This is a genomic window from Candidatus Nanosalina sp. VS9-1 (assembly GCF_047555085.1).
Lineage (GTDB): Archaea > Nanohalarchaeota > Nanosalinia > Nanosalinales > Nanosalinaceae > Nanosalina.
In genome coordinates, this window is the sequence record NZ_CP180230.1 from 780,756 (window position 1) to 807,107 (window position 26,352).

At 45.5% G+C, this 26,352-nt stretch carries 27 protein-coding genes; 15 read left to right on the forward strand and 12 right to left on the reverse strand.

The genetic code is table 11. From position 1 onward, the window contains the following. The first annotated feature begins 6 nt into the window (after positions 1-6). The 3 genes from ACK3SF_RS04580 (at position 7) to ACK3SF_RS04590 (ending at position 2,410) form a co-directional block, all read left to right on the forward strand. Positions 7-1,383 (forward strand): V-type ATP synthase subunit B, encoded by a 1,377-nt coding sequence (locus ACK3SF_RS04580; protein WP_414837519.1) that lies wholly within the window; start codon positions 7-9, stop codon positions 1,381-1,383. Positions 1,384-1,404: 21 nt separating this feature from the next. Further along, positions 1,405-2,034 (forward strand): V-type ATP synthase subunit D, encoded by a 630-nt coding sequence (locus ACK3SF_RS04585; protein WP_414837520.1) that lies wholly within the window; start codon positions 1,405-1,407, stop codon positions 2,032-2,034. A gap of 94 nt (positions 2,035-2,128) precedes the next feature. Further along, positions 2,129-2,410: a hypothetical protein gene (locus ACK3SF_RS04590; protein WP_414837521.1), complete on the forward strand. Its 282-nt coding sequence runs from the start codon at positions 2,129-2,131 to the stop codon at positions 2,408-2,410. 26 nt (positions 2,411-2,436) lie between these two features. Here ACK3SF_RS04590 and ACK3SF_RS04595 read toward each other — a convergent pair whose 3' ends face one another. From ACK3SF_RS04595 to ACK3SF_RS04605, 3 genes are read right to left on the reverse strand one after another with little or no spacing between them, the layout of a single operon-like run. Next, complete coding sequence (locus ACK3SF_RS04595) at positions 2,437-3,777, reverse strand: nucleotidyltransferase domain-containing protein (protein WP_414837522.1); 1,341 nt, start codon at positions 3,775-3,777, stop codon at positions 2,437-2,439. A gap of 17 nt (positions 3,778-3,794) precedes the next feature. Further along, positions 3,795-6,197, reverse strand: a complete 2,403-nt coding sequence (locus tag ACK3SF_RS04600) for a hypothetical protein (RefSeq protein ID WP_414837523.1) — start codon at positions 6,195-6,197, stop codon at positions 3,795-3,797. Between the two features lie 5 nt (positions 6,198-6,202). Continuing rightward, the gene (locus tag ACK3SF_RS04605) at positions 6,203-7,852 is read right to left on the reverse strand and encodes a hypothetical protein (RefSeq protein WP_414837524.1); all 1,650 of its coding nucleotides are present in this window, start codon (positions 7,850-7,852) and stop codon (positions 6,203-6,205) included. A 110-nt stretch (positions 7,853-7,962) separates the two neighbouring features. On the opposite strand from ACK3SF_RS04605, the gene ACK3SF_RS04610 reads away from it, so the two are divergent. From ACK3SF_RS04610 to ACK3SF_RS04630, 5 genes are read left to right on the forward strand one after another with little or no spacing between them, the layout of a single operon-like run. Continuing rightward, a complete protein-coding gene (locus ACK3SF_RS04610; RefSeq protein WP_414837525.1) occupies positions 7,963-8,448 on the forward strand; it encodes a hypothetical protein in 486 nt (161 codons plus the stop codon). Between the two features lie 3 nt (positions 8,449-8,451). Beyond that, positions 8,452-9,216 carry a hypothetical protein gene (locus ACK3SF_RS04615; RefSeq protein ID WP_414837526.1) on the forward strand — a complete coding sequence of 255 codons (765 nt, stop codon included), beginning with the start codon at positions 8,452-8,454 and terminating at the stop codon, positions 9,214-9,216. Positions 9,217-9,247: 31 nt separating this feature from the next. Further along, positions 9,248-10,216: an AAA family ATPase gene (locus ACK3SF_RS04620; protein WP_414837527.1), complete on the forward strand. Its 969-nt coding sequence runs from the start codon at positions 9,248-9,250 to the stop codon at positions 10,214-10,216. After that, entirely contained in the window at positions 10,213-11,070 is an 858-nt protein-coding gene (locus ACK3SF_RS04625; protein WP_414837528.1) for a DUF58 domain-containing protein, read from the forward strand. Before ACK3SF_RS04620 ends, ACK3SF_RS04625 begins: the two co-directional genes overlap by 4 nt. Positions 11,071-11,072: 2 nt before the next feature. Beyond that, complete coding sequence (locus ACK3SF_RS04630; RefSeq protein WP_414837529.1) at positions 11,073-11,813, forward strand: metallophosphoesterase; 741 nt, start codon at positions 11,073-11,075, stop codon at positions 11,811-11,813. Here the strand turns inward: ACK3SF_RS04630 and ACK3SF_RS04635 are convergent. From ACK3SF_RS04635 to ACK3SF_RS04645, 3 genes are read right to left on the reverse strand one after another with little or no spacing between them, the layout of a single operon-like run. Then, positions 11,810-12,979 (reverse strand): MFS transporter, encoded by a 1,170-nt coding sequence (locus ACK3SF_RS04635; protein ID WP_414837530.1) that lies wholly within the window; start codon positions 12,977-12,979, stop codon positions 11,810-11,812. The genes ACK3SF_RS04630 and ACK3SF_RS04635 overlap by 4 nt on opposite strands. 15 nt (positions 12,980-12,994) lie before the next feature. Then, positions 12,995-13,252, reverse strand: a complete 258-nt coding sequence (locus tag ACK3SF_RS04640) for a hypothetical protein (protein ID WP_414837531.1) — start codon at positions 13,250-13,252, stop codon at positions 12,995-12,997. Continuing rightward, positions 13,249-13,512 carry a hypothetical protein gene (locus tag ACK3SF_RS04645; RefSeq protein ID WP_414837532.1) on the reverse strand — a complete coding sequence of 88 codons (264 nt, stop codon included), beginning with the start codon at positions 13,510-13,512 and terminating at the stop codon, positions 13,249-13,251. The genes ACK3SF_RS04640 and ACK3SF_RS04645 overlap by 4 nt, the downstream gene beginning before the upstream one ends. A 115-nt stretch (positions 13,513-13,627) precedes the next feature. On the opposite strand from ACK3SF_RS04645, the gene ACK3SF_RS04650 reads away from it, so the two are divergent. After that, the gene (locus ACK3SF_RS04650; RefSeq protein WP_414837533.1) at positions 13,628-13,969 is read left to right on the forward strand and encodes a hypothetical protein; all 342 of its coding nucleotides are present in this window, start codon (positions 13,628-13,630) and stop codon (positions 13,967-13,969) included. 38 nt (positions 13,970-14,007) lie between these two features. Here ACK3SF_RS04650 and ACK3SF_RS04655 read toward each other — a convergent pair whose 3' ends face one another. Beyond that, positions 14,008-14,754: a hypothetical protein gene (locus ACK3SF_RS04655; RefSeq protein WP_414837534.1), complete on the reverse strand. Its 747-nt coding sequence runs from the start codon at positions 14,752-14,754 to the stop codon at positions 14,008-14,010. 79 nt (positions 14,755-14,833) lie between these two features. Here ACK3SF_RS04655 and ACK3SF_RS04660 point away from each other — a divergent pair, with 79 nt between their 5' ends. After that, on the forward strand, positions 14,834-15,178 hold the full coding sequence (locus ACK3SF_RS04660; RefSeq protein ID WP_414837535.1) for a transcriptional regulator: 345 nt from the start codon (positions 14,834-14,836) through the stop codon (positions 15,176-15,178). Positions 15,179-15,186: 8 nt separating this feature from the next. Here the strand turns inward: ACK3SF_RS04660 and ACK3SF_RS04665 are convergent, their stop codons facing one another. Beyond that, on the reverse strand, positions 15,187-17,304 hold the full coding sequence (locus ACK3SF_RS04665; RefSeq protein ID WP_414837536.1) for a hypothetical protein: 2,118 nt from the start codon (positions 17,302-17,304) through the stop codon (positions 15,187-15,189). A gap of 136 nt (positions 17,305-17,440) precedes the next feature. Between ACK3SF_RS04665 and ACK3SF_RS04670 the strand changes: the two genes are divergently transcribed. Beyond that, on the forward strand, positions 17,441-17,779 hold the full coding sequence (locus ACK3SF_RS04670) for a hypothetical protein (RefSeq protein ID WP_414837537.1): 339 nt from the start codon (positions 17,441-17,443) through the stop codon (positions 17,777-17,779). A 6-nt stretch (positions 17,780-17,785) separates the two neighbouring features. Here the strand turns inward: ACK3SF_RS04670 and ACK3SF_RS04675 are convergent, their stop codons facing one another. From ACK3SF_RS04675 to ACK3SF_RS04690, 4 genes are read right to left on the reverse strand one after another with little or no spacing between them, the layout of a single operon-like run. Continuing rightward, positions 17,786-18,649: an EamA family transporter gene (locus tag ACK3SF_RS04675; protein ID WP_414837538.1), complete on the reverse strand. Its 864-nt coding sequence runs from the start codon at positions 18,647-18,649 to the stop codon at positions 17,786-17,788. Between the two features lie 25 nt (positions 18,650-18,674). Continuing rightward, the gene (locus ACK3SF_RS04680) at positions 18,675-20,099 is read right to left on the reverse strand and encodes a cryptochrome/photolyase family protein (protein WP_414837539.1); all 1,425 of its coding nucleotides are present in this window, start codon (positions 20,097-20,099) and stop codon (positions 18,675-18,677) included. 32 nt (positions 20,100-20,131) lie between these two features. Next, entirely contained in the window at positions 20,132-20,782 is a 651-nt protein-coding gene (locus ACK3SF_RS04685; RefSeq protein ID WP_414837540.1) for a potassium channel family protein, read from the reverse strand. Between the two features lie 4 nt (positions 20,783-20,786). Then, entirely contained in the window at positions 20,787-22,184 is a 1,398-nt protein-coding gene (locus tag ACK3SF_RS04690; protein ID WP_414837541.1) for a TrkH family potassium uptake protein, read from the reverse strand. A gap of 172 nt (positions 22,185-22,356) precedes the next feature. Between ACK3SF_RS04690 and ACK3SF_RS04695 the strand changes: the two genes are divergently transcribed. From ACK3SF_RS04695 to ACK3SF_RS04710, 4 genes are read left to right on the forward strand one after another with little or no spacing between them, the layout of a single operon-like run. Next, the gene (locus tag ACK3SF_RS04695; RefSeq protein WP_414837542.1) at positions 22,357-22,722 is read left to right on the forward strand and encodes a 30S ribosomal protein S6e; all 366 of its coding nucleotides are present in this window, start codon (positions 22,357-22,359) and stop codon (positions 22,720-22,722) included. Between the two features lie 3 nt (positions 22,723-22,725). Then, complete coding sequence (locus tag ACK3SF_RS04700; RefSeq protein WP_414837543.1) at positions 22,726-23,919, forward strand: translation initiation factor IF-2 subunit gamma; 1,194 nt, start codon at positions 22,726-22,728, stop codon at positions 23,917-23,919. 46 nt (positions 23,920-23,965) lie between these two features. Next, the gene (locus ACK3SF_RS04705) at positions 23,966-25,537 is read left to right on the forward strand and encodes a hypothetical protein (protein ID WP_414837544.1); all 1,572 of its coding nucleotides are present in this window, start codon (positions 23,966-23,968) and stop codon (positions 25,535-25,537) included. Then, positions 25,512-26,342 carry an ATP-grasp domain-containing protein gene (locus tag ACK3SF_RS04710; RefSeq protein WP_414837545.1) on the forward strand — a complete coding sequence of 277 codons (831 nt, stop codon included), beginning with the start codon at positions 25,512-25,514 and terminating at the stop codon, positions 26,340-26,342. Before ACK3SF_RS04705 ends, ACK3SF_RS04710 begins: the two co-directional genes overlap by 26 nt. Positions 26,343-26,352: the final 10 nt, after the last annotated feature.

Below are 26,352 nucleotides of genomic sequence, written 5' to 3' on the forward strand. Positions count from 1 at the left end.
TGAACAATGACACAAGAAGAATACCAGACTATTGAACAGGTGAAAGGACCGCTTGTCTACGTTGAGAAAACCAGAGACGTCGCCTATGGAGACATCGTTGAAATCGAGACTCCGGACGGAGAGGTCAAAAGAGGAGAAGTTCTGGAGACTTCAAAAGACGTCGTAGTAGTCCAGGTGTACGAGGAGACACAGGGAATCGGACAGGATGCACGAGTCCGTTTCATGGACGAAAACGTCAAGATGCCTGTTACAGAGGATCTTCTGGGAAGAATCCTTGACGGTACCGGAGATCCAATCGACGATGGGCCTGAAGTAATCCCTGAAGAGGAACGAGACATTCAGGGAGAGGCCATCAACCCTTACTCAAGAGAGCTTCCGGAAGACTTCATCCAGACAGGAATCTCCACGATTGACGTGGCGAACACTCTTGTCAAGGGACAGAAACTTCCGATCTTCTCCGGATCAGGCCTTCCGCACAACCGTCTTGCAAAACAGATCGCAAGACAGGCCGATGTAAAAGGAGAGGATACAGATTTCGCAGTAGTATTCGCAGGAATGGGAATCACAGAGGAAGAATCTCAGGACTTCATCGAAGAGTTCGAGGACACAGGAGCACTTGAACGCTCCGTAGTTTTCCTGAACAAGGCCTCTGATCCTGCACCGGAAAGAATAATCACGCCAAGAATGGCGTTGACGACTGCAGAGTTCCTGGCTTTCGAGAAAGGTATGGATGTCCTTGTCATCATGACAGACATGACAAACTACTGTAACGCACTGCGAGAAGTATCTGCAGCTAGAGAGGAAGTTCCAGGGCGAAGAGGATATCCTGGATACATGTATACAGATCTTGCAGAGCTTTACGAGCGTGCTGGATTGATTGAAGGCGAGGAAGGATCTGTTACACAGCTTCCTATCCTTACAATGCCTAACGACGATCAGACACATCCTATCCCAGACCTTACAGGTTACATTACAGAGGGACAGATCGTTGTCGACAGAGATCTCGATAATCAGGGCCTGAATCCGCCTATAGATATCCTTCCAAGTCTTTCCCGTCTGGAGGACAACGGTATCGGAGAGGGCTACACTCGCGAAGACCACGGAGATGTTTCAGATCAGCTATACGCTCTCTACGCAGAAGGTGAGAGCCTGAGAGATCTTGTTTCAATTGTAGGAGAAGATGCGTTGAGTGATAGAGATGAGAAAATCCTTAACTTCACACGTGAGTTCGAGAAAAAGTTTGTCGGACAGGGCTTCGATGAAGATAGAGACATCGAGGACTCCCTTGATCTGGCTTGGGAACTGCTTTCACTTGTTCCTGAAGCCGAGCTGACCAGGATTGACCCTGAAATGCGTGAGGAGAGGCTCCCTGACGGGGAGTAAACCTCTCTTTCAGGTGATAAAATGTCACAGGACGTAAAGCCAACACGCAGTGAGGAACTCAGGCTGAAGGATCGTATCCAGCTCGCTGAAGATGGACACGACATACTTGAGAAAAAGCGGGATGGACTTATCCACGAGTTCATGCAGGTAATCGACGATGCAAGAGACGTCAACGAAGATCTTGCAAAACTCTACAGCGAGGCCCAGGAAAAACTGCAGCTGGCGAAGATCTACGACGGAGAGGAATCAGTACATGCCAACGCATTGAACATCACTGATGAGCCTCTTCTGAAGACCGAACAGCAGAATATCATGGGAGTAGTAGTACCTGAGATCGAATCAGTTGAAGTGCAGAAACACGTCCTGAACAGAGAATACGGCGTAACTTCATCCACTTCACGGATAGACTCAACAGCGGACAAGCACGAAGAGCTTCTCGAGAAAATCGTGGAGGCAGCAGAGACACAGACAAAGATTCTCAAGCTGCTTGACGAAATAGAGAAGACAAAGAGGCGTGTGAACGCACTTGAGCACAAGACGATCCCGGAGATGAACTCTGCACTGGACTACGTATCCCAGACACTGGAAGAAAATGCGCGAGAGGAAACTTTCCGCATGAAGAAGATCAAGGAAATGCAGGACGAAAGATAGATTTTCCGCAAGGCCTTCAGATTTCCAAAAATATCCTTTTCTCCCTCTTCTTAATTCAAAAAATAATTTAATAGAGCAGTGGCGATGTTAGCCTATGTCAGATATTTCGGAGTTAGATGCACAAGAGGCACAAGAACTTGACCAGATACGTCAGGAACTAGAAAACTTGGCAGGAGAGGTAGTAGACCTTACAGAAAATTTGAAAAGCAACTTAAAGGAAGCTAAAGACATTCAGGAGAGGCTTGAACAAATCGATACGCAAGTTCAAACTGTTGAAGAACAAACTCAAGAAGAAGCTCAAAGAGAGCAGAAGAAAGAACAAGAAAGAAGCGCTGGATCAAATATTAATACTGTCGACGTTGGAGATGACTTTTAGAGATAAAATAAGAGGATAGAGGATCTTTACTTTTCCTGCTCTTCAGGATTTTCCTCTTCATCTTCTACTTCTTTCTCGGCCTCTTTCTGTAGATTTGGTATTACATCTTCACCAGAGGCCTTCTTTGCGACATCGTTCGGATTTACGTCAGGAGTTATATCCTCATCCTCTTTCTTCATGTTCTGGATATCTTTCCCGACATCCGAGATGAACTCCCTTGTATCTGACTTGAGCTCGTAGAGTTCTTTCTCGTCGACTTCATCCATGCTCTTTTCTCTTACCTTGGAGATGATATCATCCCATTTCTGGAACATTTCCATGTGTTCTTCTCCGAAATCAAGATTTTCTTCAACTACTTCTGGCAGATCATCTTTGTCCTGAGGCGGTTCTACACCGTTCGACTTGAGCGCTGCAACATTTGCCTTCAGGAAGTTCTTGTAGTCATCAACTATATCTTTGACTTTCTTCCTTGCACCGAGCTGTGAGACAAGCTTGTGCATCCTGCGGACAAAATCATCTGTCTTCTCCAGGTGCTCATCCAGGGCCTCTCCTGTGACTTCTTCAGGATTTTTCTCTCCTGTATCACCGAAGTCGTAGATCTCCCTTGCTTTCTCAACGTATTCTTCTTCAAGTAAATCTTTCTCCACGAAAAGTTCCTCTAATGTATCAGGAACTTTCTCCTTGCCTGGAGGTGTCTTTCCTACAAGCATGATAGGTGCCTGTCCGGCGTTTGCCATGACCTGTTCAAGCTTGTGCGGGATTGAAGACTTCATATTTTTCTCGGCCTTCTTGTAGCCGGTAGCGGCCAGTTTAAGTCTTTTCTTCACCGATTCCTGGGTGCCAGAGATCTTTCCTCTTTCAAGAAGCCTCTTAGCAGGCATAAACATACCTGTATCGTATACTGCTTCTCCGTTTCTCACTGCTTCTATAGCCAGAGGCTCCCCCTTTCTGAGAGAATCCCAGAACTCTGTAAGGAACGGGAAGTACTGAATAGTAATTCTTTCATCGACTTCATCTGCCAGAGAAGTTACCTTGCGTCTTATCTTTTTCTTGGCATCCTTCGGAACATCCTTCTTCAACTTCGTATCATCCAGAATAACAAGCGTATCTATATCGCTTTCTACACCATGTTCTCCCTGCGGGACACTTCCCCAGACAGCTACAACTTTTACCTTGTCACCAAGTTTTTCATTCAACTGTTTGGAGAACTCTTCAACCGACTCAAACCTTCTTTCCTGAGACTTTTCCCTCATCTTCTTCATCTTGTCCTTGGAGCTCATGGCAGATACACAGACAAGGATTTCCTGACGAGGCTTATAAACCTTAACAAATCCATCTACAGAGCCTGAAACCTGATTTAACGGCAAAAGAAAAACTGAGGCCTCTAACGATACTGCTCATTCAGCCATTCGCCAGGCCTTGTGCCGCTGTCAGTAGCTGCTCTGCCGGAGTAAGTATGATCAAAGCTTTCTGCCTCAAGGAGGCCTTGAAGAGGATCGAAAGCATGTTCCTCTATCTTCGTCCACTCCATGTTGGTGCTTGATTGATCTAGGCCGAAAAATCTTGCTATCAGGGCCTGTTTCCTGTTCTCGTACTCGCCGTCGTCGGGCACCTTCACCGGATCAAGATCGTCTGGCTCTACACCAAGCTCTATAAGATCCATAGCGATCCTTGTAGTGTAAAGCGTCTCAGCGTACTCTCCTCCGATCTCGAACATTACTATGCCTTCAGAGTCTTCACCGTCATTCCTGCAGAATCCTGCATCCACCATCATATACAGGTATCTGTAAAGCACTGTATCCCCTCTCATGAACGGTCCATGCCTGTGGATACCCTGCTGTTCAAATCCAGGCTTTGTAAGGTGGTAAGTCTTCAGTATATCAGCAAGAGGCTTCTCCTTGTCTATATCAAATCTTTCATCTTCAGCAAGAGCCTTCTCCTGATCAACAAGCTTCTGCAGCTCGACTTCAGGATCTACACCGAAACTGGCAGTATGCTCAAGGTCGACGGTGAACTTCAGAGGATTACCTCTGTACTCTCCCTCCCATTCTTCACTCTCATTCCTGGCAGTAAGATTTACCGCCCTGCATGCCACTGCAATATCTTTAGGCCTCCATAATCGAAGCAAGTTCCCTGGATCACCGTACATGGCCTCTATATTTGTCTTCAGGCCATGCTTGTTCATCCACTGTATCCACGTCATGTTCTCTTCTGGCTCAAGGCCTGTATTTTTATCTCCGTCGAACGTGTCTTCCCTCTGAGTGAACTGCCCCCATAGATAAGTTGCAGCGACAGCAGCAGTAATATCCAGTCTGAACTCTCTATCCGAATCCAGACGCTCCTTCACTTCACTGTATTCGCTGAAGTCCAAATCATAATTATTCTCTACAATCGTCTCCCATATGAACTTAGGAGCCTCAAAGCTAGGATGATTCTCGTATTCTTTATCAGCAACTGTAAGCCAGGCAGGAATAATGTTGTAAAATACCGTCGATTCTTTCTCCATCTGTCTACCTATCTGCGTCCTGTCAATGAGGCGATGGAAAAGCTCAAGATATTTTTCTTCACCGCTCTCATCCGTATACTCCTCATAGGCCTTCTCATACCCTGAAAATACTTTTTTCGCCTTCTCCCTCATTGCATCAGTATCCGCCTCATCCGCTATATCCTGCTGCTGTATATCCAGTCTGTTAGTTAATGCAGAGACCTTTGCCTGGAAAGAAAGGCCTTTGTCATTCCCATTGCCCGTCCAGAGCTTGTTCATCACAGAATTGATTGCCGAAAGAATCACCTTCCTGTCATTTTCAGAGAGGCCTTCATCATTCTGTATCTCGTAAACATTCTCGGCTAGCTGACGAACATTAGGCGTTCTACCAGCATATGCCTGAATAGCAGTTTCAAGCACCGCAACAGACTCAGGATCTTCTGTGTTAACAGGCCTATGTGACAAGTCTACAGGCCTTTCAAGCTCTTTCTCCCCGATTTTCTCCCTGTAAATCAGAGATATTCCCTGATCTATGCCGGCTCCTGTCTCGACAAGAGAGGCCTTGCCTCTTATGTCTCCTGAAAGCCTCTCAGCGTAAAGATCGTTGGCTACTTCGTCTCTGGCGTCACGCCATTCTTTTTCGAACCAGTCAGAGTACTCTCCGAACATTCCATAAAGCTGTATTGGCTCGATGTTTTCTGCGATAAGGTAGTCAAACAGTAGCTCCATGAACTCTTTATTTCTGTAGATATTAGGTTCCTTGTTATCTTTTACTTCCGTTATAGACTGTCCAAATGGATCAAGAGACTTGTCAGATGCAATCTGCTCTTCCAGAGGCGGTATCTGCTCTGTTGAAGCATGCATATTGACATAGCCTACGCTGAAGCCGTATTCATCTTCAACCTGTTTTTTGAAGCTTGCTAACTGATCCAGATATCTTGTAAAATATCTGTGGACAACATTATATCCTGCCTGAACCCCCTGTGCTCTTGTAGCATACGCTGCTCCGTATCCAAGATCTGTATTTCCGTGGAACGTGACATCTACTCCCAGCTGACCTACAACATTCAGTATATCCTCTCTGTCAACCTGAAAAGTTGCAGGATTCTGTAGAAGAACTTCAAGTACCTCTCCACCTTTCTGGGCCGTACTTCCTATTCTCTGGGCTAGAGGGCCTGGCTCCTGCCCTACATCCATTCCTGTCGTGTTACCGACAAGATAGTTCATATCGTTGAACTTCGGGCCGTCTTCTTCATCCTCATTTTCCTTGAGTTTGTCCATAAAGTTCAGCAGGAAAGACATAGCGATCACTTCATAGTAAACAGGCCGAAGCCGATCTTCAGATCATAGTAGTACCTGAACTTCATCTCATGCTCCATATCAGCCCATGCTGTGCTTTCATCAACCAGATATTTATCCACCTGGCCTGTAAAGAGTTTAAGCTTCCTTTCTATACCCTGATAGAAATCAGGTCCGCCGCTTTCCGAATCCTCGTGGAATTCAGTGTCCAAGACTTCATCTAGGGCCTTTAACTGATCATCATTGAATACAACATCCAGTTCATCCAGTCCGTCTTCCACCCTTCTGATACGTGAAGATACCTCCAGAGGGATTTGCTCGCCAATCTCTTCTTCTAGGGCCTCTCTCAGCTCCCTGACCGACATATCTTTTTCATGCCTGGCATCTTTCAGTTTCTTTCCTTTCTTGGTATCAATATTTCCTTTGTAGTCCTGAAGCTTCAGTTTCAAGTCTTTCTCAACTTCATCAATACGTTCCTTGAAAATATTCTCAAAGACAAACTTGTCGACAATCGCCGGATGCCAGAAAACCTTCGCTACAGAAGGCCCCTGCTTCGGATCAGTCGGCTCCTCACCACCGGCCAAGTTCGCATGCACCTGATGCAGAAAAATCACTCTGTAATGAGTGATCTCATCCTCATCATCCGTTACAACTATGTCTTCTCCGGTATTCTTCAGGCCTCTGTAAATTATATATTCTCTTTCAGTAAACAGCGAGCTGTATCCCCGTAGCTGTATATGCCTCCGCATGTCAGAGGCCAGTTCCTCCTGAGACTTGTTGTTAATCATCTCCATATCCCGTACGTACGGCTCCAAATAATCCTCAGTCTCTTCTATAGCTCTCTCAATTCCTTTCAGCTCTCCTTTCAGCTCTTCAAGCTTCCTCTGAATCTCACTGCCGTACATGTCCTTCCATTTCTCGTACATCGCATACTTCTTCTTCAGAATCGCCTTAACGTTCGCTGGAAGATGAGCAAGCTTTCCATCCTCCAGATCCTCTTCATCCTTATCCTCGTACTTCTTTGCCTTATCCTCGGCAGACATCAGATCCTCCGTGGAATCCATCTCGTTGAAGTCAGCGACTATAGAAGGATACAGATTCTGATCACGCAGGAACTTAAGAGAAGCTCTATCGCCTCCCTGGCCTCCCGAAGCACCGGCTCCATCAACCAGTTCGACGAAGTCAGCCTTTATCCGGGTTTCGTTCCCTTCCTCGATGTCCTCTATGCGGGAACGGAGCTTCCTTATATCATGTTCAAGCATATGCTTCTGTTTCAGAAGCTCCGAAAGATTACGCTTAGTCTCTTTTACACGTTGCTCCGCATTCTGATGCTGCTGCATCAACTGATTATGCAACTGGCTGTCAGGAGAGACATAAACACTTTCCTCAACCTTTTCGGCAGTATAGTTAAGATCATCAGCGAACTTGTCAACAGAATTAATAACCATCCCATAAGGGACTCCTCCACGTGTATTGGACTTTACCTTGATCGACTTCCACTGCTCTCCCATCAGACCTTTTATCGATCCTGGACCATCATCACTCCTTACATCCTCCAAGGTCTCGATCTTGCCGCTGCGTACAGCTTTTTCCCACGGCGAACCGTTAGAGGTCTTGAAAACATATCCAAAACCCGGATGATCTTTTGAGTCTGACACATTTGAAGTATGGTATTAAATACTACTTAAAATTCCGGCAAACCAGTAAATAATAAACCTCCACGATAATAAACAGTCCAAGAGGCCTCCTAGATTGAAGGGGAAAAAAGATGAGAGACAAACTGCTTAAAAGAAAACTGAATCCGTTCCTGCTTGTTACAACAGTTATGGTGCTTGCAATACTTGCAGGCCTGTCAGTCATGTACCAGCAGGAGCTTGGAGAGCTTGTAGGAACAAAAGATAATCTCAGCACCCAGTTAAAGGACACAGAGGCAGAGCTGGAACAGGCCCAGCAGAATATTACACGTCTAAGAGACACCAGAGACAGATTGAACAGCGAGATATCAAATCTCAGCACCACACTTGAAAACGTGAGAGAATCCAAAAACAGCGAGATATCAGGCCTTGAAGACGATCTTCAACAGGCCCGTAACGAAAGAGATAGCTGGCGAGAGAGATTCGAGGAGACAAACAGCTCTCTTGAACAGGTCAAAACTGAAAGAGATGAGCTGCTTTTCAGTCTTGAGCTCGTATGCAGCGATCTAAATGAATCAGCAAGCTCGTTCGAAGAATGCGAGGCACGTGGTTTCAGCTAAATCATGAAAGTAGAGAAACTTCTCCGGCGGCTGAAAATCGAGTTCGTGAAGGTGAACATCCTTCAGGCATGTCTAGACTCCATAATGTTCTTCCTTGGATTCAATCTTGTTCTTTACGTCTTCAATCTGGAGATAACAGGCCCTTACTCGAATTTTCACATACTTGTAGGCCTTACAGGAGCTTTTTTCCTTGGAGATCTTATTTACCGTGTCAGAAAATATAATGTAGAGCTTTACGAGGAGAAAAATCCCGAGCTGGATGAGATACTGAGAACTGCGCGCGACAATATCGACCGCAAGAATATCGCGTCACAGGCCCTATTCGATGAGCTTGTAGATCGTGCCAGAAACGTGACATCAGAAAGTATTATACCAAGCCAGGAGATAATCAAGAAAGTCATGGCCATCGGAATACTCAGTTTCCTTACTCTTGCTTCAGGCCTTGCGGATTTCCAGATAGAAGGTCCCAGCGGAGAAATCGTGCCTTCAGACTTTGAACTTCCAGGTACTGAAACAGGTCAAAACACGAGTGAACTGGATGTAAGGAACGGATCAAATATTCTTGGCGAACCATCCGATATCGATGTCGAGCAGAGGGATCTGGAGTTCGAGATCTCCGGCAACGGAAAGGCCTCTGATCAGCAGTTCTCATTCAGTTCAGGCAGCGAAGACTTCACTGTAGAGTCGTCCAGACAGGGCCTTGGTGAGGATCGTGAACTGGCGAAGCAGTACAGCAACGCCTTGCGGGAAATCGAGGCCTCTGAATAGGAATTTAAATCTAGAAGAGTATTGTTAAGGTATGAGCCTTGTAGGGACCGTGGATAATGCCGAGAAGTACAGGAAGTTGAATCAGAAAATCGAGGAGATTAAGAACGAGATCGGCAAGGTTATAGTTGGACAGGAGGAGGTGATAGACCAGGTCATCGCCTCGATACTTTGTGATGGAAACATTCTGCTTGAATCAAATCCTGGTATGGGAAAGACGAAGATGGTACATACTCTTTCCAACGTTATAGGCCTGGATTTCTCCCGTATACAGGCTACACCGGATCTTATGCCTAGCGATATCACAGGGACACATATAATCGAGGAGACTGAGACAAGTACAGACTTTGTCTTCCAGAAAGGCCCTATATTTGCGAACATGGTGCTGGTGGACGAAATCAATCGAGCTACTCCGAAAACACAGTCCGCATTACTGGAAGCTATGCAGGAGAAGCAGGTAACAGTAGGAAATCAGAGCTACAATCTTGATACACCGTTTTTCCTTATCGCCACGCAGAATCCGCTGGAACAGGAGGGAACATATCCGCTTCCAGAGGCCCAGAGAGACCGTTTCATGATGAAGATACATCTGGACTACCCTGACACAAACGAGGAAAGAGAGATCGTAAACCGTTTCACAAACGAACTTGACTTTTCTCCAGAACTTAACCAGGTAGTATCACAGGCCTCTGTGACAAAGATGCAGGAGTTCACAAGAGAAGTCCCTATCGCAGACGACATACGTGACAGAGCTATAAGGATAGTCAAGAGAACACGTAAAAATGATAAATTAGATTATGGTGCCTCTCCAAGGGCCTCAATCCAGTTGATACTTGCTGGAAAAGCTAAAGCTCTTGTGGAGGGCAGAAACCATGTTTCAAACCAGGATATCAACGAAATGGCAAAACCCGTTCTCAGGCACAGGATAGGCCTGACTTTCCAGGCCGAGAAGGAAGGCCCGGATGCAGATCAAGTCATTGAAAATATTACGAACCGCGTATGATTCAACTAGATTACCTCGAGGAGCTGGAAAGATTTCAGCTGGCATTAAAACGTAATGCCTCCAGTATACAGAGTGGAGAGCATAAAAGCCCTCAGACAGGCCAGGGAATGGTATTCAAGGACCATAAAGAGTACATTCCTGGTGATGATATCAGGAAGATTGACTGGAAGGCCTATGCCCGTACAAAAGATTTTTTCGTGAAGCGTTTCGAGGAAGAGCGGCGTTTGAACATACATATTCTTCTTGATCGAAGTAGCTCGATGGATTACGGGAATGTGAACAAGTACGAGTTCTCCGCAAAGCTTGGACTCGGGGTTGCGAAGATGAGTATGAATACTAACGACAAGTTCAACTACTCGATTTTCTCCGAGACATTGACGAATATTTCCTCCGGGAGGCGTACAAACAATATCAGCGAGCTTGTTGAGGTTCTGAACAATACGCGTAAAACTCCTGAAAGCCGTATAGAGGACTGTATCACAGAGTATAGTGACAGGATTCAGAACGAGTCCGCAGTTATAATTTTCTCAGATTTCCTGGCTGATCCTGAAAAAGTAGAGGCCGGTATCGAAAGTTTGAAGCATACAAAACCGATCATAGTCAATGTTCTTGATTCCTCCGAGCTTGATCCCGATTTTGAAGGAGATAAAATTCTGAAGGATCCCGAGTCTTCCTCGAAGTTGAGGACTTTTCTTTCACGGAAGACACGGCAGGACTACCGTAGCAAGATGGAGGAACATGTGCAGGAGCTGGAAGAGATTTCCAGGCGGAACGGTGCAGAATTTATACAGGCCTCTACAGAGGACGATATCTTCCAGGTGCTTTTAAGCATCTGGGAAAAACTCAACAACTAGTAATGGATATCCAAGACTTTGAAACAGTAGATAGTATTCCTGCACTTTACCACCCGGATCTTGATCTTCTTGTTTTATCCGATCTTCATCTGGGCCTGGAAGGTAGTATGACCTCGGAAGGAGGTTACGTGCCGAAGTTCAATCTTGACGATGTCTTGGAGGAGATCGAGAAGGCTCGAAGCAGTACAGGAGCCTCCCGGGTACTTGTGAACGGCGACCTGAAGAACGAGTTCAGAAAGAGTTACTACAGTGAAAAAGAAGAAGTCAAGAAACTTGTCCAGCACCTGAAAAGACGCTTTAACGAAGCTATAATTGTAGAGGGCAACCACGACCAGTTCATTGAGAAAACTGTAGAGGATGAAGGCCTTGAGATGCACGATTACTATCTGGAGGATGGCGTACTTTTCGTCCATGGAGACAGAAAGATAGAGGAAATAGAGGAAGGCCTGGAGTACAGTACAGTTGTTATAGGTCATGAGCATCCATCACTTTCACTGAAAGATGAGATAGGTGTAGTAGAGAAAGTTGATTGCTTTCTTTACGGAGAAACAGAAGACGGCAAAAACATCATTGTTCTGCCAGCATTCTCCAACATCTCCAGCGGCACGCGTATAAACGAGACACCTCAGAGAGAGCTTCTATCGCCTATACTAAAAGAGAAAGTTGATGTGAAAGGCCTGAAAGCTATCGCTGTATCACGCGAAGCAGGCCTCTTCGACTTCCCGGAAATAGGAAAGCTCTAGCGCAGATTATAGGCCGTTACACCAAGTATAATAACCGAGATAAGGCCTGCGGCGAAGAATGAAGCATTGACACTCCAGATCGAAGATACTGTTCCTGCCAGAATCGGGCCTATTACCTGTCCTGAATGCTTGAAAAGTTCATTGAATCCTACCATTTCGCTTTCGACTTCGTCAGGTACTCTTGAGTCGAACATTGCGTGTATAGCAGGCGACATACCTGATGATAGAAGGCGTGCGATGAAGAAGAATGCACCAATCACCAGAGTGCCGGAGAGGAAGTTCATGGCTACAAGAACAGGCGTCAAAAACAGGCTGAGAAGGCCTATAGTTTTGAGCTGTCCTATTCTGTCAGCAAGTTCTCCGAAGATGAACTGGAAGGCCTTTGGTAGAGCCGCGACACCGAAAATCAGTCCCATAACCGCAAAGTCTCCTGAAACCTTGTCAAGCAAGAGCGGGATGGCTACCCAGTAGAAAGAGAAGATTATAGAGTACAGGAATACCAGGCTGAAAGGCAGTCTCAGGTGCTTCCAGTTGTCTTTGAGGTGATGCCAGTCATCTGAATACGTTTTTCTATGTAGAACTTCCTCTACAGAGTCTACAAGTGATTCTTTAGTGTTTATACCGATGTAGGAGAGATAAATCAAGACTGCAAGTGTTGAAGTGAATACCCATAGGCCGAAAGTTAGTGAAAAGCCACGAGATGCTATCAGAAATCCTCCTATAACAGGACCTATTATCACTGCAAGATTAACGCCCAGTAGAAACACTGAAACAGTTTCAGACTCCACATCATCGTCAGAACTTTTCAGGGAGAGGCTCCAGCTGCCATTCCAGATAAAGGCCTTGCAGAGACCTTCAGATATTTTTCCAAGGACCAGCATCACCGGTATAGCAAAGTAGTAGAACAGAGGAGGGAATGCTGCCGTGATAAGGCCCAGAAAGATAACAACTTTTTCTCCTGCTCTCTGAACAAGATTACCTGTAGGAATATCAAGCATTATAGTAAGTAAAGCAGGTATCGACGTGGCTATACCGACCAGAAATACGCTCATATGTTGCTCGAAATATATCGGCAGGAAGTTCCATACCGTGCTCCGCCCCAGCCATCCAACAAGAAAAACCAGGGAGAGATACTTCGCTATCCGAGGTACTCTATCTATCTCCACAGTAAAATACAAAATCTAGTGCGTTATAAAACCTTCTTGGCCTTCATCTTCATCCTGTTCCTCATCAGAGGCCTCTTCATTACTTTCCACCAGCTCCTTCTTCGTCTCTTCCTTCAAACGGTTATACCTCTTCTCTGCAGGAGTCTTCTTTTCAACATCTGCTTCTTCCTGTTTGACCTCGTTGTAACGCTCCCTGCTTGGATCCTCATCCTCTGTATCAGAGGCCTCGGAATCATTCTTGCTATTATTTATGGCTTCAAGAAAGTCGTTCAAGCTTCTTCCACCTCGACATCCCTCTTCTTTTTCCTTTTCCTGCCGACGAACGGGATTCTGTCAACAAGAGATACGAAGTCACGGACTGTTTCAGAGGCCTCCTCAACATTTTCAAAGGCCTGCTCTATACTTTCCGAGGACTTCACCCATGAGGCAATTATCCTGTCAATTCTATACAGCAGAATCGCTAGAAAGACGAGTACAACCGCTGTAAGTAGCTTAACGATTATATTAAGGCCGGCGACAGGATCTTCTATCATAAGACTTGTACTGTTCTGAAAGATTTTATATCTGTCCTTTATGATTGATCGATACCGTCACCACGCCTTAGAAAGGCTTAAAAGCTTCTAGACGCAATTTTTTCCGTGATAATCAATGGTTGAAGTACCTGAAGACGTTGAAATTGCAGATCTGCCTTTCACCCACGCAAGAATCAAGAGAATGGTAAGAGAAGAGGCCTCAGAAGGCCAGTACGTCCGTTCAAATGTTTATTACGGATTGAATCTCCTGCTAGGTGAAATCGCAGACGAAGTAATCGAAAAAATGATGGACACCGAGGCAGCGTACGTCGAGAAACATGATCTTGATCGCGCCGCAAGGAAATACGAGAAAGTGGAGAACATCATCCAGGAAAAAGAGAGAGTATCACGAAAACTGGATGCACTGGCAGCGGATATCGAAAAGCTTTCGAGAGACGTACAGCAGGCCGACCACTAGAGGCCTCAACTTTTCCCCTCTATTTTTATCGACAGTTTCTAAACAAGATTTTCAAGGCCTTTTACTTCAGGAGCATCCTGACTGTAGCCCGGGAATCTAGGCATCTCGACCTCAAGATCTTTAGGCCCGGCAGTGTAGACGACTGTTTCCTCATCGCGTCCTATACAGACTACTCCTGTAACCCCGTCCACGTCGACAGGATTCAAAGTATTTTCTGACTGGAACTCTCTGTACTGTTCAGAGGCCTCCGGATCACCGGTGTACGTGAAAAATATCTGGAATCCAAGCTGATCCTCGAAGTCGCTGTAGGCCTGAAGCAGTTCATCTGATTCGATGTACCTGTTTTCAAATCCTGTGTCCATACGGACGTTCTCACTTCGGAACTCGGGATGAGTTCTCAGGCCTTGATCCACATCTCTGACCTCTTCAAGACATGCATCAAGATTGGCAAGTTTCAGCGGAGCCGAGAAAAAATCAACATTATCAGAATCTGCTCCGAAGAACTCCCTGTAAAACTCGGCGTGCCTTTCACCTTTACTGGCTGACACAGTATTTTTTCTACTGTCCAGAACACCACCATCAAGCTGTCCGCCATCTCTGAACACTCCTGCGATCTGGAGATTGTCCAGGCGAGGCATCAACCGTTCAACGCTGGAGGCCTCAACTACTCTTCCCTGTCCTGTTACATCCAGTGCAATCTCAGCCTCATCGTGTGCATAAGAATTCTCTACAACCCATTCGAAGAGCTCATCAGTATCAGGCCTCTCTACAGTCATCTCCGGCATATTCAAGAATGCTTTACTTACTGTGAAGTATCTTTCGCAGCGGTGAGAGATTAAAAGATTTCACTGATAAAACACCGTTATGAGATTTGAGGTCGAAGTTGTCTCGGAGGAAGTACTGCCCGCTATCAGAAGTATGATCGCAAAAGAACTGAAGGACGACTACGGCCTCATACAGCGGGAGATAGCGAACAAACTGGACGTGACACAGCCTGCCGTATCCAACTACCTTAACGACACACGTGCCAATCCAGAAATACTTCAGAAGATAAGAGATGATCCACAGATACAATTGCTTATCGACGATGCAGCAGGGAAAGCAGCCAAAAACGAGAACTACTCTGATGAGATATCACAGATAATATGGAACATCCGTGACAAAGGCCTGATAAAGGAAAGATTCGAAGGAACAGAAAAAATAATATAGAAAAATTTTCAGTGGAAGCCTTCAAAGGCCTCCTCAGCTTTCTCCTCCTCTTCAGCCATCTTATCTCGGAACCTGTCTACAGCAGCTTCAATCTTCTCCGAAAATGCTGAAACGGCAGGAATCTGAGGCAATTCAAGGCCTCTAGGAATCTGAAGATCAAGATCTCTTCTGTCGCTTGTATACAGGAATGCTCCTCCTGCACCGCCTATAATCACAAGGCCTAGCAACATCATCATCAATGTCTGTCGGAACTCGTTGGATTCATGCTGTTTTTTCACTTCTTCTACAGTTGAAGAAGCTGACTGATAGCTTGACTCAAGGCCTTCAACAACTGAAAGCGCTCTATGATACTCGCCGCTTTCCTGGAACTGCTCAGCTCTCTCCACCATCTCCACGAATTCTGAAGTCCCGGATTCAAGAGAACTATCAAGCTCCCCGTTGATACCGGAACTTCGAAGGCTGGAAATATTTGACTCAATCTCCGCTAAGCGGGAAGAATAAGTCTCAATCCTGCTATCAACTTTCTCCCTCTGAGCGCTGTTAGCCTTCACAAGAATCTCCACCGAATCAGAAGCCGAAGGACTATCAGACTCAAAAGTTGCATTCCAGAGGCCTGTCTGATTCTCGGAAGGAGAGATCTCGAACTCTGCATTAGCTGAATCACCTTCCTCTAGGCCTTCAACAGTCTTTGTGCCTTCGAAAAGCTGCGAAGAAGCCGTTACTTCAACAGATTCTACAAGAAGCTTCCCTGTATTCTCAACTACAACATCAATATTTCCTGTGCTTCCAGCCTCTACCGAAAAATTATCAGAGGCCTCCAGAGCAATCCTTGGTGTCGCATCAGGATGGTACTCGAAATCAATAGATCTCACATCACTCCAGTGCCCCACACGATCACGCGCACGGACATAGACAGTCTGCTGAGTATCCTCACTGTCAAGCAAAGCAGTATCAACAGTGAAACGCCCTTCCCCATCGTACTCAACAGTATTTCCATCTCCTTCGCTTGTACCAGCGTAGAAGAAATACTCCAGCTCCTGAACTCCAGAAGCCGAGTCAGAGGCCTCGTAAGTAACATCAAAATCATCACTGTAAACTTTGTAATCCCTTGCTGCCTCAAAATTTTCAAGCACAGGATCAGAGGAATCAAAAGTATAAAATCTTTCATCAGACTCCGCACAGTTACCTGCACGATCACAGGCCTCTACACTCACGTCTACTGTATCATCATCGACTTCCTCAGAAGGAATCTCACATGAGAAATCTTCCTCATCATCCCAGTCAGTTGTAGAAACTTCATCGCCGTCTACAAGACACTTCACCTGCACATCGCTCTCCTCCTCATCAATATTCCCTACAGTTACATCAAGGCCTACATCCCCGTTCAGATCAACATTATCGCCGTCAGCATCCTCAACAGTAAATTCAGGATCATCCGCCTGGAATTCATTATCGAAAGTTAAAGTTGGATTAGACTCTCCAGAGTTACCTACTTGATCAACCGCCTCAAGATTGAGAGAAATTTCGTACCCGATATTAAGATTATCAGTATCCAAGTCAAATTCTTTGAGACATCTACTTCCGGACGAACAGTCAACATCCTTTTCATCAAGAATATCTGTATTATCTGCATATGCAGATAGATCATCAATATTGCTGTATTCATCTTCAGCTAAAACAGTTATAGAAGGATTGTCACTGACAAAATCCAAATCACCATCTTGAAGAGAAACAGATGGAGGGCCCTGATCTTTTGTTAGATCAATCTCGGCTAGCTCAATCTCACTGGTACCGTCTGTGAGATTAGCTCTAATAGTATACTGCCCACTACCTTCATCACTCAACTGTGCTGTCCAGTAATTTCTATCCCCCCCAGAGTAACTTTCTGGGGAACTATCTGTATCAAACTGCGTCCAGTCGTCCTGGCCTTGATCGCTCCAATAGAAAATCACTTCTGAACCTGTTCCTGACTCATGTGTTACGTTAAGAGTGTAATCAGAACCTATGACTGTATCAGCATTAGAAGGGGAATCCCAGTCAAGTGCTGCTGCGTTTCCGATTACTAGTGTTGTGAAAATTAGAGTGATTGCTACTTTGAGCGCTTTCTGGCCTTTGATACTTATCACTAGAAAAAGTTGAGTAGTGCAGGTTTAAGTAAATTATTTCGATTATCCAGTCGAGGCCGTGTTTAAACGGATAAAAACGGAGAAAACATAGAAGAAACAAAAAGCTTAAAAACTTTAGTCACTATACAGTAGTAATATGACAGGCCTGGATCGTACCTACGGTGATCTTCTTGATGCAGCCGGAGATGATGTTGCAGATTATGTAAGAATTGAGCATGAGAGAGGCCGTGGCGAGGGAACTGCAGTTATTGATCCCGATATAGGAGGCTACGGCACTGACAGCGTCGATTCTCTTTCAGGCCTTGCTGTGGAAGTTGCTGACGGCCTCAGTGATTTTTATCAGGGCGTTCACATGTATGATGTTGAGGGAGCGGATGATAGAAGTGCTGAGGAGGCCTTGGAAGAGGTTATACATGATTTGACTCCTGATAGTCCTTCCAGAAATAACATGTTTGCTGATGCTGCGCTGGAGTAAGTTAAGTTATATTGAGATGAGTATTGCTCCGAGTACCATCAGGCCTGAGCCTATTATTCTTTCTCTGAAGCTTTCTTTTTCGTCGAGCATGAAGTAGCTGAATACTACTGTGAGCGGTATGCTGAGGCGTTTTATCGATATTACGTAGGAGACCAGTGTAGTGTTGATCGCTGTCATCTGCAGGATTATTGCGACTGCTCCAAGTACACCAAGAAGTGCCAGAGGCCTCCATTCGGTTTTCACCTGTTTTTTCCAGTCATCGGATTTTCGCATCATGACAGGCATCAGGAATATCGATGAAAGACTGTATACTGCCAGAGGCCACATCACGGGCGAAGAAAGGCCTACTCCGATCTTATCAGTGTTGGCCGTTATTGAGTAAATCAGTAATACTACAAGTATGAGCTGTACTCCTCTTTCCTGCCAGAGTTTTCTCACCGGCTCCAGAACACTTTTCGCACCTTTTATCTTCAGGGCATAGGCTCCAAGAGCAATACATAAAACACCTATACCACCGGAAACACTGGGGATTTCCCCAAGTATTAGGAATGAAGTCACCAGCACAAGCATAGGCGATATAGCATACATAGGAGTTACTATAGATGCATCAGATTCTTTGTAGGCCTTTGCAATCAGTATAGATGCAGCTGCAATAGCAAGGCTCTGTGGAACAATCATAAGGAAAAACTGGAGGCCTAGATCCGGCACACCGTAGAAAAGTATAGCAGCTAAAAGCACCGGCACACCGAAAGCTCTTGAACTCCAGGCCGTGATGAACTCATCAGTTCCAAGAGCGTTCCTCCGCTGGTAAATCGCCTGATAGCCCTTGATAAGTGCCACACCAAGCGCCAGCATAATCCCCGGATCCATATCACTCAACTCGAAGGCCTAATTTTTAATCCTCGTCCCTGACTTCCTCAAAACGTTCGATCGCAGTCTTTCTTTTCTCATCGTGATCAACGATAGGCCTTGGATAATCCTCACCGATCTCGACACCGCAATCCTCCTGTTGGAGCTTGTTCATCTCGTGAGGCCTGTGAATATGTTCATCGGGAACGTCTTCCAGCTCCGGCACCCATTTCCGGATGTACTCGCCATCAGGATCGTAGTCCTCTCCCTGAGAAAACGGATTAAAGACTCTGAAGTACGGCTGGGCGTCGGTACCGATTGAATAGGCCCATTGGATCCCTCCTATCATTGAGGCGATCTCTGCATCCACAAAATTCTCGTTGAAGAACTCATGCAGGTCCTTCCAGTCCAGCCACAGATCCTTGCATGCAAAGCTTGTGACAACCATACGTAGACGGTTGTGCATCCATCCCGTCTTCTTCAACTGACGCATACCGGCGTCGACAAACGGATAACCTGTCTTGCCGTTGATAAAGGCCTTCCAGTCCTCCTTGGCCTCTTCTTTACTCCTCCATTCGATTTCCTCGTACTGTTCTAGGAAAGGCCTCTCCGCTGACTCCGGCCAGTTCCAGAGTACCTGCATGTAGAAGTCGCGCCACGCTAGCTCTTCCTGCCAGGTCTTGATGCCCGAAGTATCGTCGTTGGGATTTCTGGCTTTCATTCTTTCGGCCTCCCAGAACACCTCTCTGATCGAAACAGTTCCGAACTTGAGATGCGGAGAAAGCTTACTCGTGGAGTCTTTCCAGGCATAGTCTCTGTTCTCGTCGTAGTTCCATATCTTGTCCTTGAAGGCCTCTATCCTGTCTTTTGCGCCTTCTCTCGAAGGATCCCAGTTCCATTCAAAATCTTCAGGCCTTTCAAATCCTAGCTCTTTCAGCGAAGGAATTTCATCGCTTTCGACATCAGGAACTTCATATTCTTCGACGTCCTGAGGCCTTCTATGCTCTTTTTTGAACCATTTCTTGCTGTAGTAAGTGTAGACTTTGTAAGGAGTACCTGAATTCGTTAAAATTTCTTCCTTCTCGGACATGACGATGTCTTTGAAAGTTTTGACTGGAACATTAAGGCCTTCTTCGATTTTCTCGTCTCTTTCTCTGCTATACGGCGTGTAATCCCTGTTGTGGTATACTGCATCTGCATCGACTTCATCTACTATTTTTTCCAGTTCTTCCAGCGGCTTTCCTTTCCTGACTACAAGATCTTTACTCTCTTCGCCTCCAAGTTTTTCCTTGAAATTCTGTAACGCATCGTGCCAGAACTTAACTCTTGGATAGCCGAGGGAGGCTTTTTTGAAGTAGTTATCATCCACTACGTAGAAAGGGATTACTTCATCGTGTTTTTTCGAGGCCTCTACAAGTGCTGTATTGTCGTATTCTCTCAGGGATCTGCGGATCCAGACTATCGCTGTCACAGAGAATATTTTGGAGGCCTGATTTTATGGATTTACTGGCTCTGGAAGAAGCTGTCAAGTTTTTCCTTGTCTTTTTCAGGGCCTATCATGATAAGCTGGTCGTTTTCTCTGAGTTCGACGTCTTCTACTTTTTCTTCATCTCTAAGTACAGATGTGATTTCGAAGGACTGTGGGAATTTCTTCATCTTCTCGATCTCGTCTACTGTTCTGTCCTCCAGTTCTGAGCTTTCCTTTACAGAGGCCTTTACAAGTTCAAGGTCTCCTTTCAGGTTGGCGAGTTTGACGAGATACGGGTGCTCTACAGTTGAGAGGAACTCTGATAGAAGTATATCGTTGTGGCTTATCGGCTGTGCATCGATTATCTGGAAGGCGTCAACGTATTCGTCGTCTTCAACTCGTGTTACTACTTTCGGCACTCCGTATTTTTTGGCCAGTGTGCATACAACCATGTTTTCGTTATCTTCTTTTTCAGCTGCTATAAGAACGTCTGCTTTTTCTATACCTGCATCTTCAAGCGCCGAGATAGTTGTAGGAGATTTATTTATGACTGTAGCTCCGCTTGAGGAGTAGAGTCTGTCGCATTTATCTTTATCTGCATCTACTGCGACTACATCGTGATTTCCTTCCAGCTTCTTCACGAGTCTTTTCGACATCGAGTTTATCCCGGCTACTACTACATACATTGTATCAGTCTTTGATTGTGCTCCTATTAAATATTGCCAGAACCGGCAGCATCTCCAGTCTACCTGCCACCATTGCCACTGTAAGAATGATTTTAGAGACTACAGAGGCCTCTGAAAGAAGCGAATCGGTGAATATCGGCCCCATATTCCCTATAGTTGAGAAAGCTACAGATACAGCGCCTTTGAAACTGTATCCTTCAAGGCCTACAAGCGAGATAGCTATCAGAAAAGAAACTGATATCCACGTAAAGAAAAGCACCGATACAGTCTTGACTGTTGAACTATCAAGTATCTCCCCATCTATCTTAACTTTATTTACAGCTGTATCAGGGAGAGAATAGGCCTTTAATCTAGTTTTCAGCATCTCCAGCATTGTTTTTATCCTGAATATTTTGAGGCCTCCTGCTGTAGATCCTACTGATCCTCCTACAAACATGACTGCGAGGAGCATGATCTGTACTGCCGGTGCAGCTACCATGATATCTATAGTGGCGAATCCTGTGGAGGATATGAATGCTGCACTCTGGAAAGCTCCATGGAGCACAGGATCAGCTGTTTTACCGATTAAATCGAATGTCAGTACTGCTGTAACAACAGCGAATATGGAGAGATACAACTTGAATTCCGAGTTGTTTCTCAGAGGCCTGTAATCTGATCTAAGTACTCTGTAAAGTATTACGAAGTTGATTCCTCCAAGAAGCATGAAAAGCGTTGAAATGGCCTGTATCTGTGGCGTGTATACTGCGAAGCTTGCTCCCTGAGTGGAGAATCCTCCTGTTGAAAGTGTTGAGAAAGCGTGTATAACTGCCTGGAATACAGGCATCTTTGATGCAACGAACAGGCCTATTAGAAGCGTCGTAAGGAATCCGTATACTCTCCACAGATCGATTACTGATTTCTTGAGCGAAGGCCTTATGCTTCCTGGATCTGTTTTATGAGCTTCTGCGGAGAAAAGCCGCTGTGAAATACCTCCTGACTGCTTCAGTACTGCTATGAAAAATGTCAGTATGCCGAGGCCTCCTATCCATTGCATGAAGCTTCTCCAGAAAAGTATCGAGTGCGGAAGATTTTCTGGTGCAGAAAAAATGGATATGCCTGTTGTTGTGAGGCCTGAAGCTGCTTCAAAAATAGCATCGGCCACAGGAAGGTATTCTGTCAGCGGTATCGATCCCAGAAGTATCGCCGAGGCCCATCCAAGCAAGGTAAGTATGATGGCCTCCTGGACAGAGGGATCTCCAGTAGATCCGTAACGATGCATCAATGTTCCTGCTACAAGACTCAGAAGAGACGTTCCTGTGAAAAGGTAGAAGTTGAGAGCTTTCTCAGGGTATACAAGTGTAAGAACTGCAGGGAGAAAAGTAAGGACTGCGTATATCTGCAGGAATCTTCCAAGCACCCCCATCAATAGGCCTCTCCGCATAAGTTCTTGATGGTCTGTGTTTGAATAAAAAACGCTCTGTAGAAAGAGAAAGGTTGGAGATGGCGGAGGGTTTCATAAAGTTTTACAGGTCATCTTGTTCATGCTCGGAAAGATATCTTCAGGATTATTGGACTGAGCAAAGGTGAATCAAATTATGCAGATTACAGTTGGAACACAGGACGGCGAAACATTCCAGAAAGAAATTGAAGAAACATCTCAGCTTGTAGGTAAGAAAATCGGCGAGACTTTTGAAGGAGGAGTTCTAGGCCTTGATGGTTACAAGCTTGAAGTTACTGGCGGTAGCGATAAGCAGGGCTTCCCTATGAAGAAGTCAATGGAAGGTGCTGAGAGAAGAAAGGTTCTACTGAAAGAAGGTACAGGCATCCGTGAAGATGTTGACGGTGTAAGGAAGCGGAAATCTGTACGTGGAGATACTGTTTCGCAGGAGATCCAGCAGCTTAATACAAAAGTTGTTGAGGCAGGGGATAAACCCGTTGAAGAGCTTCTTGAAGAAGAATAAATCATGAATAAAGAACTACCCGAAGTGAATGTAGGCCTTGTAGGGCACGTTGATCACGGAAAGACAACTCTTACCAGAGCTCTCTCCGGTAAATGGACTGATGAGCACAGCGAAGAACTGAAGAAAGGCATCACGATCAGGCTTGGATACGCTGACGTCACATACTACAGAGACGATGAAGGAAACCTGAACGTTGATGGAGACGGCGAGACAGTTCGTTCGCTTTCTCTTGTTGATGCTCCAGGCCACGAAACATTGATGGCTAACGTGCTTTCCGGTGCCGCAATCATGGACGGTGCTGTTCTAATTATTGCCGCTAACGAAGAGTGTCCTCAGCCACAGACGCGCGAACATCTGGCAGCTCTTGACATCATAGGAATAGAGAACATAGTTATTGTCCAGAACAAGATCGATCTCGTGGACAAGGAGCAGGTACGTGAAAATTATAACGAGATAAAAGACTTTGTCGAAGGCACAGTAGCCGAAGACGCACCTATCATTCCTGTATCGGCACAGCACGAAATCAATATAGATGCTCTTCTGGAGGCAGTTGATGAGGAAATCCCTACACCAGAAAGAGATCTGGAAGCCGATCCAAAGATGCTTGTCGCACGATCATTCGATATCAACAAGCCAGGACAGCTACCTGAAGAAGTCAGCGGAGGAGTAGTTGGCGGAAGCCTCACACGTGGAAAACTTGAGCCCGAAGATGAAATAGAACTGAAACCAGGCCGCAAAGTCGGCGAGGAAAAATGGGAGACAGTCACAACAACTGTAGAAAATATAATCCACGGAAACGATATCGTGGACGAAGGAAGGCCTGGAGGCCTTCTAGGAGTCGAAACAAAGCTTGATCCATCGATGACGAAGTCCGATGGCCTTGAAGGAAACGTTTTAGGCCTTAAGGGGACTCTTCCAGATACAACTTACAATATAGAGCTAGAGGCAGAGCTCATGGAAAGTCTTGTTGGATCTGAAGACGATAAAGAGATTGAGAACATCAAGGAGCACGAGCCTTTGATGATCAACGTAGGTACAGGGAAGTCAGCAGGCTTTGTTACACAGGCAGGTAAGAACGTCAAGCTCGACTTAAAAGTGCCGATCTGCGCTGAGGAAGGCGATAGAATAGCTATTTCACGCCAGATAGGTTCTAGATGGCGCTTAATCGGTCACGGCAAGATTACAGGCGTTGAATGAAAAATAGTAGATTTTTAACTAACCATAACAAGGTTGTATCTGTACAATGTCACTCTCGACAGCACTCGCCGATCTCTCCGCAGGCCAGGGAGCATTATTTCGCACACTTGTAACACTTGGCCTTCTTGTAGGAGGACACATTCTGGTGAAAATCTTTGCAGTTATAGTAAGGAAAACCTGGATGCAGCGAGGAGAGGATCTGACAAAGAAAGCGATCCAGAAGCGTTACGATGCTGTAAAGAACATTACATACATACTTGATGCTGTAGTTATCGCCGCAGCACTTCTATACTTGAATACAGGCCTGACCACCACACTTACAGAAAAACTGACTTCAGGCCTTCCGGATATACTTTCCGTACTGCTGATAGGTATACTCGGGATTTTGCTTGTCAACTTTGTGACAAAGTTCGCAAGCGGATTCCTGAACCGTCTTGGAACAAGAAACTACCTGAGAGAGATAGGCCTATCACAGAACGCTACACGACTGCTAAGCCTTATAGTGAAGGGCTTCCTGTACCTTGTAGTTTTCCAGGTAGTGCTTGAACAACTGGGAATCGGAAACACGTTCCTTGACAAAGCGATAACTGCTTCAGCATATGCAGCAGTCTTCCTTGTAGCAGGCCTCGCATTCTGGGGATTCAAAGATCTAGCAAGAAACATGGCAGCAGGCCTCTATCTAAAGAACTCCAGACTTGTAAGGCCTGGAGAAAAAGTCTATCTCGAGGAAGAGAGCGGAGAAATCCGCGACGTTGATCTGTTCAGCACCGAAGTAGAGACTGACGGCGGATACCGGCTGCTGACACAGAACTCAAAGATCATGGATGCCGATCTGAAGTTCAAAGATACACAGAGCGATATAGAAACACTTGAAGACGTGAAGAGACATTTCACAGCTCAGGATCCATCTTACTGTGGGCCTGCTTCAGCAGAGATGGCCTTAAGTATCTTTGGATACCGATACGGTCAGGAAACAATCGGAGAAATGTGTGATACAGAAGTAGGCGTTGGAACGATGCCTGACGATCTTATCGAATCCATTGAAACTCTCACCGATGGAGAAGTTAAAGCTGCGTACGTTGAGTACGACAAGATCACGGATCTTGCGGACGAGTTCAAGATCTGGTTCAACGACGGTGCACTGATAATACCGAACTTTGCAAAGCCTGTGCTATTCCCTCAGGCTGATACAGCACACTACAGCTTGTGTGTCGGAGTTGAAGGCGAGGATCTTCTGATTGTTGATCCAAGTACTTCAACAGTATCAGGCGGAGTCTACTATGCAGATAGCTCTGAGATGCTGGAGGCTATGGGAGAGTTCGAGGGCAGAAGCAGAGGATATCTTGTGCTTGCTCCTGAAGATACAACAGCTTACTGGAGGATCAACAAAGGCCTGATCTACGCAGACAAGAGCTTCTACGATGAGATCAGCAAGAACATGGAGCTTCAGCTCAGAAGGATTCTGCGTCAGGGAAGGATTCTGAAGAACGTTCTTCCAGAGGACTTGCAGTCTTACCTGGATAAATGGAAGAAAGAGGAGAAAGTAGGAAGAGTATGGAAACCTGAGAGCAAGCGGAAAGAAGGTGAAGAAGATGGAACTACTGATTCTGGCGAATGACTTCGACACACAGGAAAAAAGATTCAGCAACTACTTTGAAGAAGTAGAAAAAAAATCCCTGGCAGACGTCCTTATAGACACAGATAAAGATGAAAACGTCCTCGTGGACGGAGAAAGGATAGAGGCCTGGGACGCAGTTTACATCGATCCGGAGCCAAAGGCCTTCAACTACCTGCGAGTGCTAGTCGAGGCCCTTGGACAGAAAGATATCTCATGCAACCTTGATCCATCTTCAATATTTATACTGGCCAAAAAACCTTACCTGTTCAGCGTAATGGCAGAAAGAGGAGTTTCAATACCTGACCAGGTGGCGATATCTACAGAGAAAGGCCTTACAGAGCTCGAGAAAGATGTAGATTTCCCTGTAGTGGCTAAAAAATATTCAAGCTTTGAGCTAGCCGAAGCAAAAATTTTCGAGGATTTCGACAATCTGAAATCTTTTGCAGAAATCTCTGAACACGGAAAGGACTTCATCATGATTCAGGAGTACAGTGATGAAGATATTTTTGACGTTCTGTACATAGACGGCAATTTGATATCTTTGAAGCTGGAGGAATCTCCGTGGGTGGCCTCTGAAAGCACTTCTGTTGCCAAAAAGTATCACAGCATATCTACAGATCAGAAGGAGACTGTTGAAGATGCTGTAAGTTCTCTGGGCACCAGCATATGCCAGATCAGGATGAAAGGCAACAAAGTGATGGATATCGACAGCAGCCCGGATCTTGAGGCCTTCAAGGAGAAAAGCGGGAAGAATATCTACGGAAGAATTTCCGATATGTTGAAGGAGGGAAACGAGGATGAATAGTTTCAGGAGG